Annotated in this window: 7 protein-coding genes and 1 pseudogene; 5 read left to right on the forward strand and 3 right to left on the reverse strand. The window is 72.4% G+C overall.

The genetic code is table 11. The features are described 5' to 3' along the window. Position 1: 1 nt before the first annotated feature. A complete protein-coding gene (locus tag IF37_RS0132160; protein ID WP_030750699.1) occupies positions 2 to 1,018 on the reverse strand; it encodes a glutathione S-transferase family protein in 1,017 nt (338 codons plus the stop codon). A 377-nt stretch (positions 1,019 to 1,395) separates the two neighbouring features. Between IF37_RS0132160 and IF37_RS0132165 the strand changes: the two genes are divergently transcribed. Further along, entirely contained in the window at positions 1,396 to 2,322 is a 927-nt protein-coding gene (locus IF37_RS0132165; RefSeq protein WP_063886427.1) for a cation diffusion facilitator family transporter, read from the forward strand. 128 nt (positions 2,323 to 2,450) lie between these two features. Here IF37_RS0132165 and IF37_RS0132170 read toward each other — a convergent pair whose 3' ends face one another. Continuing rightward, positions 2,451 to 2,900: a nitroreductase family deazaflavin-dependent oxidoreductase gene (locus tag IF37_RS0132170; protein WP_030750705.1), complete on the reverse strand. Its 450-nt coding sequence runs from the start codon at positions 2,898 to 2,900 to the stop codon at positions 2,451 to 2,453. A gap of 443 nt (positions 2,901 to 3,343) precedes the next feature. Here IF37_RS0132170 and IF37_RS0132175 point away from each other — a divergent pair, with 443 nt between their 5' ends. Continuing rightward, positions 3,344 to 4,573 (forward strand): cytochrome P450, encoded by a 1,230-nt coding sequence (locus IF37_RS0132175; protein ID WP_030750708.1) that lies wholly within the window; start codon positions 3,344 to 3,346, stop codon positions 4,571 to 4,573. A 19-nt stretch (positions 4,574 to 4,592) separates the two neighbouring features. Then, complete coding sequence (locus tag IF37_RS0132180; protein WP_030750711.1) at positions 4,593 to 4,793, forward strand: ferredoxin; 201 nt, start codon at positions 4,593 to 4,595, stop codon at positions 4,791 to 4,793. Between the two features lie 71 nt (positions 4,794 to 4,864). On the opposite strand, the gene IF37_RS0132185 is transcribed toward IF37_RS0132180, so the two are convergent. Then, positions 4,865 to 5,716 (reverse strand): endo alpha-1,4 polygalactosaminidase, encoded by an 852-nt coding sequence (locus IF37_RS0132185; RefSeq protein ID WP_030750714.1) that lies wholly within the window; start codon positions 5,714 to 5,716, stop codon positions 4,865 to 4,867. 139 nt (positions 5,717 to 5,855) lie between these two features. On the opposite strand from IF37_RS0132185, the gene IF37_RS0132190 reads away from it, so the two are divergent. Together IF37_RS0132190 and IF37_RS0132195 are read left to right on the forward strand one after the other, a co-directional pair. Continuing rightward, the gene (locus IF37_RS0132190; protein ID WP_030750717.1) at positions 5,856 to 6,824 is read left to right on the forward strand and encodes an aldo/keto reductase; all 969 of its coding nucleotides are present in this window, start codon (positions 5,856 to 5,858) and stop codon (positions 6,822 to 6,824) included. A gap of 227 nt (positions 6,825 to 7,051) precedes the next feature. Continuing rightward, positions 7,052 to 7,930 (forward strand): annotated as a pseudogene (locus tag IF37_RS0132195) (hydrolase); the annotation flags it as partial.

Consider the following 7,930-nt stretch of genomic DNA (forward strand, 5'->3'; position numbering starts at 1 on the left):
CTCATGCGGGCTGTCCCCGCGAAGGCACTCGTTCGCCCGGCGGCACCGGACCCGGCGGCGTGCCGTCACCGAACGGGCGGCCGCCCAGCTCCTCGCGGTGGTGGGGACCCAGCCAGCCCGAGAGGTCCGGGCCGAGCGGCACGATGCCGGTCGGGTTGATCCCGGTGTGCACCTGGTAGTAGTGCCGTTTGATGTGGTCGAAGTCGACCGTGTCGCCGAAGCCCGGCGTCTGGAACAGGTCCCGGGCGTACGCCCACAGCACCGGGTGCTCCGTCAGCTTCCAGCGGTTGCACTTGAAGTGGCCGTGGTAGACGGCGTCGAACCGGACCAGGGTGGTGAACAGCCGGATATCCGCTTCCGTGAGGGTGTCACCGACCAGATACCGCTGTCCGGACAGCCGTTCACCGAGCAGTTCCAGCCGTCGGAAGACGCTCGCGCACGCCTCCTCGTACTCCCGCTGGTGCGTGGCGAACCCGGCCCGGTACACGCCGTTGTTGACGTCCTCGTACACCCCGGCCATCACCTCGTCGATCTCGTCGCGCCGGCCGGCCGGGTACAACTCCGGTGCGCCCGGGCGGTGCAGGGCCGTCCATTCGGTGGCCAGGTCCAGAGTGATGCGCTGGTAGTCGTTGGTGACCAGCCGGCCGCTGGGGACGTCCACGATCGCGGGCACGCTCACCCCGCCCGGGTAGCCGGTCTCCCGCCTGTCGTACGCCTCGGCCAGGAACCGGATGCCGAGCACCGGGTCCCGGCCGTCCGGGTCCAGGGTGAACCGCCAGCTGCGGTCGTCCTGCACGGGGTCGGCGACCGCCATCGACAGCGCGTCCTCAAGGCCCAGCAGCCGGCGGGAGATCACCGCCCGGCTCGCCCACGGACAGGCACGCGAGACCACCAGCCGGTAGCGCCCCGCCCGCACCGGCCAGCCGTCCCGGCCGTCGGCGGTGATCCGGTCGCCGAAGTGGCTCCTGGACCGTTTGAAGCTCCGGTGTCCGTAGGCGCTGTTGCCGTCGCCGCCCATGTCTCCTCCTCCTCGTCGGCCGGTGCCCTCTCGCCCCTGCGTTCCCCCTTTCGGGCGTTCCGCACGGTGTGAGCGGCCCGGTCGGGGGCAGTCGGCCAAAGGTGAGCGGGACATCCTCGGAACGGGAGACGGCCGCGCGTACGGCCGAGAAGAGTGCGACACGACCGGCACAGGGGGCGGTTCCACGGACGCCACCGGCACCCGCCGGTGACGGCGGGACACCGGACCCGCGTGCCGGAACCGGCGGTCGCACCGGACACACGACCGGACACACGACCAGCGGCGACACCGGCGGCGGCACCGGCCGCGACGCCGACCGTGACACCGGCGGTCATACCGAACACGGGTCCGGCGGCGGTGCGGACCGGCACACCAGGATCACCGTCCTGGTCGCGCTGGCCGCCAACCTGGTGATCGCCGTCGCCAAGGCGGTCGGCGGCGTCCTCGCCGGCTCGCCCGCGCTGCTGTCGGAGGCCGCGCACTCGGTGGCCGACAGTCTCAACGAGGTCTTCCTGCTGGCCGCCCTGCGCCGCAGCCGCCGTCCGGCCGATGCCCGGCACCCGTTCGGCTACGGCAAGGAGCGCTTCTTCTGGTCCTTGCTGGCCGCCGTGGGCATCTTCGTCATGGGTGGCTGCTTCTCCTTCTTCCAGGGCGTCGAAGCGCTGCGCAACGGCGCGGAGGAGAAGTTCAGCGGCTATGTGGCCGGCCTCGTCGTGCTGGGCGTGGCCCTGGTCGCCGAGGCCGGCTCGCTGCTGCGGGCCCTGCACCAGGTGCGCCGGCAGGGCGGCGGACTCGCCGGGCTGCGCGACCCCGCGCTGCGTACGGTGGTCGCCGAGGACGGCACCGCGGTGCTCGGCGTGACCCTCGCGCTGATCGGCATGGCCCTGCACATGGCGACCGGACAGGTGGTGTGGGAGGCGTCCGCCTCGCTGGCCATCGGCGTGCTGCTGGTCTACGTCGCCTACCGGCTCGGCCGCGACGCCCGCGACCAGCTCATCGGGGAGGCCGCCGACCCGGAGATGAGCGGCAGGATCCGGTCGCTGCTGCGGGCCCAGCCCGAGATCGACAGCGTGGAGGCGCTGTTCACCATGAAGATGGGCCTCGACTCCACCCTGGTCGCGGCCCGGATCGACTTGGCGCCGGGCCTGGACAGCGAACGCGTGGAGGAGGTGGCCGTACGCATCAAGCGGTCCCTCGGCCGGACCTTCCCCGAAGCCGACCAGATCTTCCTCGACGTCACCGACCGGCCCGCCGGCGAGGCACGGGAGAGCCCCGCCGCGACGGGGGAACGCGGCGGGGCCTGACGCAGGAGTGCCCGCCCCGGAGCCGGTTCACACGCCCCCGAAACAGATTTTTCTGAAATGGGCCGGTGCCCGGCCGGAATCGGCTCCCGCCGGGCGGGCGCCCGGCGGGTCCGTTCCGCGGGGCCGGGTCAGCTCGCGTCGAGGGGTTCCAGCACGAAGACCGGGATCTCCCGGGACGTCTTCTGCTGGTACTCGGCGTACGGCGGGTACGCCGCCACCGCCCGCTCCCACCACTCGGCCTTCTCCGCCCCGGTGACCTCGCGGGCCCGCATGTCCCGCTTCTCGGGGCCGTCCTGGAGCTCGACGTGCGGGTCGGACTGCACGTTGAAGTACCAGACAGGGTGCTTGGGCGCGCCGCCGAGGGAGGCGACCGCCGCGTACCGGCCCTCGTGCTCCACCCGCATCAACGGCGTCTTGCGGATCTTCCCGCTCTTCGCACCCCGGGTGGTCAGCACGATCACCGGCAGCCCGGTGTCGCGCAGTGTCGTCCCCTGGGTCCCTCCGGAGCCCTCGTACAGCTCGACCTGCTCGCGCACCCACTGGGTCGGGCTGGGCTCGTACTCGCCCTCAAGAGGCATTGCGTGGTGTCCCTTCGTCGTCGCTTCGTCGTAGGTCCGGCGTGTGCCGCCATCGTCAACACCGGCGGCCCCGCGATCCATCCGTACCGCGTGCGGGGCAGGGTGATTCGCGTCCCGATCGCTGCCCACCCGGACCGGGCACCACCCCTGAGCCGCTTTCGAGCCATCGCCGCGTCACCCCGGAGCCGCTTCCCGGCCGTGCCGTCCGGTCGTGCGGCATCATGTGTACGAGGACGGTCCCGCCGTGGTCCGCGCCTGTGCTCCCGACGGGGCGGGGCCCGAGGGCGGCGGGACGGCGGCCGGTTCCCGTCCCTCGGACCCGTGGTGCTTCGGACAGATCACCCGGGTCACCGAAGTGGCCGAACTTCACGTCGACCCATAGATGCCTGGGGCATCTAATGAAGATCGGCACGACGCACTTCCTTCGTCTGCGAGGTCTTTCCATGACGGAACTGACGGACACCACCGGCCCGGCCACCCCGGCCGAACCCGTCGCCTTCCCCCAGGACCGCACCTGCCCCTACCACCCGCCGACCGGATACGAACCGCTGCGCGACGGGCGACCCCTGTCCCGCGCCACCCTCTACGACGGCCGCGAGGTCTGGATGGTCACCGCACAGGCCACCGCCCGCGCCCTGCTCGCCGACCCCCGCCTGTCCACCGACCGCCGCCGCGACGGCTTCCCCGTCCCCACGGCCCGCTTCGAGACCGCCCGCTACCGCAGGGTGGCGCTGCTGGGGATGGACGACCCCGAGCACCACCGCCAGCGCCGGATGCTGATCCCGTCGTTCACCGTGAAGCGCGCGGCGGCCCTGCGCCCCTGGATCCAGCAGATCGTGGACGAGCTGCTGGACGCGATGATCGCGCGGGGGCCGTCCGCCGACCTGGTCTCCGCCTTCGCGCTGCCCGTGCCGTCGATGGTGATCTGCGGTCTGCTCGGCGTGCCCTACGCCGACCACGAGTTCTTCGAGGAGCAGTCCCGTCGGCTGCTGCGCGGCCCGGGCGGCGCCGACACGCTGGACGCCCGCGACCAGCTGGAGAAGTACCTCGGCGGCTTGATCGACGCCAAGGCCGAGCAGGCCGAGCCGGGCGACGGCATCCTCGACGACCTCGTCCACCAGCGGCTGCGCACCGGCGAGCTGGACCGGGACGACCTGGTGTCGTTCGCCGTCATCCTGCTGGTCGCCGGGCACGAGACGACCGCCAACATGATCTCCCTGGGCACCTACACCCTGCTCCAGCACCCCGAACGCCTCGCCGAGCTGCGGGCCGACCCGGCGCTGCTGCCCGCCGCGGTGGAGGAGCTGATGCGGATGCTGTCCATCGCGGACGGGCTCCAACGAGTGGCGCTGGAGGACATCGAGGTGGCCGGCACCACGATCCGGGCCGGCGACGGGGTGCTCTTCGCCACCTCGGTGATCAACCGGGACACGTCCGTGTTCGACGACCCGGACGACCTGGACTTCCACCGCACCGACCGCCACCACGTGGCCTTCGGCTTCGGCATCCACCAGTGCCTGGGACAGAACCTGGCCCGCGCGGAACTGGAGATCGCCCTCGGCAGCCTGTTCACCCGACTGCCGGGGCTGCGCCTTGCCGCCCCGGCGCAGGACATCCCCTTCAAGCCCGGCGACACGATCCAGGGGATGCTGGAACTCCCCGTGACCTGGTAAGAGGCTTGTGCCCATGGACATCGACATCGACATCGACCAGGACGTCTGCATCGGCGCCGGGCAGTGCGCGCTGGCCGCACCGGGCGTCTTCACCCAGGACGACGACGGCTACAGCACCCTGCTTCCCGGTGGCGAGCACGGCGTGAACGATCCGATGGCCCGGGAGGCGGCCCGCGCCTGCCCGGTCGGCGCGATCACCGTGCGCGAGCGCACCGGCTGACGTCCGGCTGACACCCCGGCGGTACGGCGGTCGTGCACCGTCTCGCCGTACCGCCGCCGTACCGCGTGGTCCTACCCGACCTTGCGGACGTACGCCGCACTGCCCGGCGTGGACACGTCCCGGTCCCGGCGGACGATGCTCAGCCGGTCGCCCCAGCGGGCGCGGGCCGCCTCGAGGCCGTGGTCGGTGTACTCGATGTCGACCACCCGGTCGTCGAACGCCTTCGCGTACACCCCGCACTCGTCGTACTGCCCGCACTCCTCCGCCACCGCGAAGTCCAGTCCGGCCCGTTCGCGCCGCCCTGCCAGTTCCGCGGTGTTCTTCTGCGCGACGGCCAGGTGCCGGGCGTGCGCGTGCGCGGAGAGCAGGGCCATGAAGGCAGTGGCGTCGTTCGCGGTGAGCAGCCGGTGGGAGCGGGTGTAGCTGTCGTAGTTGTCGGGCTCGACGGCGTCGAAGCCCTTGTCCGCGCAGTCGTCGATCCAGCCGTTGACCCGCCGCGCCACCCGTTCCCGCTTGGCCGGCGTGCGCAGGTCCAGCAGCGGCTCGTTCCAGTCCTCGTCGATGACGGTCCGGCCGCGCGCGTCGCGCAGCAGCAGGTCGGCCGGCCAGGAGGAGCGCTCGGCGGGCTGCGCCTGGAAGGCGTTGACGTAGCAGATGTTGTACAGGCCCGGCGCCGGGACGTCGGACCGGTCGCGGCTGACGATCCGCACCCCGGCGGGCGGGGGATAGCCGCCGCCGATCTGGTAGTCGAAACCGGCGCCGCGCGGGGGCAGCCGCACCGCGGCGGGCTTCCCGGCACCGCCCTCGTCCCGGTCCCCGGAAGCGCAGCCGGCCAGGGCCGGCACCGCGATCGTCAGCACCGCCGCCAAGGCGCCCAGGGCCGCGCGCGACCCCGAGGCGCGGAGAACACCCGTGGGGGGCAAGTCCGCTCCATCCTGCCCACGCCGGGCGGCGCGGCACGTGCCAGGATCAAATCGCCCGCGCGTTCCGGTCGTCAAGTCGGCTCCGGGCCACGTCGTAGGGTCGGTCACGACCATCGCCTCGCAGGCAGGAGCAGCAACGATGCAGTACGTGAAGCTCGGTTCCACCGGTCTGGACGTCTCCCGGATCTGTCTGGGATGCATGACCTACGGGCTCCCGGACCGCGGCACGCACGAGTGGACGCTGGACGAGGAGGCGTCCCGCCCGCTGATCCGGCAGGCGCTGGAGGCGGGCATCAACTTCTTCGACACCGCGAACGTCTACTCCGACGGCACCAGCGAGGAGATCGTCGGCAAGGCGCTGCGGGACTTCGCGGACCGTGACGAGATCGTGCTGGCCACGAAGGTGCACGGCCGGATGCGACCGGGCCCCAACGGCGCCGGCCTGTCCCGCAAGGCCATCATGACCGAGATCGACCACAGCCTGCGCCGTCTCGGCACCGACTACGTCGACCTCTACCAGATCCACCGCTACGACCACGCCACTCCCATCGAGGAGACGATGGAGGCGCTGCACGACCTGGTCAAGGCGGGCAAGGTGCGGTACATCGGGGCGAGTTCGATGTACGCGTGGGAGTTCTCCAAGGCGCAGTACACCGCCGAGCGCAACGGCTGGACGAAGTTCGTGTCCATGCAGAACCACTACAACCTGCTCTACCGCGAGGAGGAGCGGGAGATGCTGCCGCTCTGCGCGGACCAGGGCGTCGGCGTGCTGCCGTGGAGCCCGCTCGCCCGCGGCCGGCTCACCCGCGACTGGGGCACGGTCACCGGCCGCAGCGCCACCGACGCCTTCGGCGGCCGGCTGTACCTGGAGAGCGACCGGGCGATCGTCGAGACCGTCACCCGGATCGCGGCCGACCGGGGCGTGCCGCGCGCCCGGGTGGCCCTCGCCTGGCTGCTGCACCGGGACACGGTGGCCGCCCCGATCGTCGGCGCGGCCCGGCCGCAGCACATCGAGGACGCGGTGGCCGCGGTCGGACTGGAGCTGAGCGAGCGGGAGATCGAGGAACTGGAGCGGCCCTACACGGCGCGCGCCGTCAGCGGCCACTGACCGATTCCCGCCTTCGACAACACGTCAATAAGCCACCCTCGACGAAAGGTCGATAAAGAAAAGCGCGAGGCAATTCGCGAGAACCGCAGAATCTCTTGTTCGGGTGTGTTCGGCTGTGCGAAAGTGTGCGCTGCCGGGCCTCGGGTAGACGTCCGAGCTGCCTCACGACCATGCCATACCAACTGGTATGGGCTAATTCCCTGAGGTACGTCTGGAGGAATGCGGCCGTGACCGAGGCGGGTTTGTCGGACGAGCAGCTGAGCGCCGAACTGAGGAAATGGACGGGTGCGTCGCCCGCGCCGCACCCCGTCGGTGAACTCCTCGACCGGCACTGGGCGGCGGCTTTCGCCTATGCCCGCCTGTGCACCGACGGGCCGCGCGCCGCCGGCCTGCTGACCACCGCCGCCTTCACCCGGCTGTTCGGCGCCGCCCTGCGGCAGGAGGGCCCGAGCGCGGCCTGGCGGCCCCACGTCCTGGTCGCCGTCCGCCGGATCGCGGCCGCGTGGGACGCCGACGGCCGCCGCGGACTCCTCCACCCCGCCCTGCGCGGCAGCGGCACGGGGGAGTCCGCCGCGGCCCGGCTGCCGCCACCGTCCGGTAGGCGGCTGCTGTCCCGCGCCTTCCGGCGGCTGCCCGAACCCGCCCGCGCCGTGCTGTGGCACACCGAGGTCGATTCCGAACCCCTGGCCGTGTCCGCCGTGCTGCTCGGCCTGGACGAGGAGGACACCGGAGTCGCACTGCGCCGGGCCCGGGCACGGCTGCGCGAGGAATGCCTCCAGGCCCACCGCGAACTCGCGCCCGACGACGAGTGCCGGCGCTATCCGCGGATGCTCGACGCAACCTTCCGGCGCGGCCGCACCGGGCTCGATCCGGATCTGCGGCAGCACCTGTCCGGCTGCGCCCACTGCGACCGGACCGCCGAGCAACTGGCCCGGTTCAACGACGGACTGGGCCTCGCCCTCGCCCAGGCGGTGCTCGGCTGGGGCGCCCGTGGCTATGTGGCGGCCCGGGCGGCCGGCGCCGACGAGCCCGCCGTGCCGCCCCCGGCCGCCACCCTCGTCGTCCCGCCCGGCGGGCGGTCCGTCCCGGCCCGGGCCGGCGTCACC

This window comes from Streptomyces sp. NRRL S-31 (genome assembly GCF_000718775.1).
Lineage (GTDB): Bacteria > Actinomycetota > Actinomycetes > Streptomycetales > Streptomycetaceae > Streptomyces.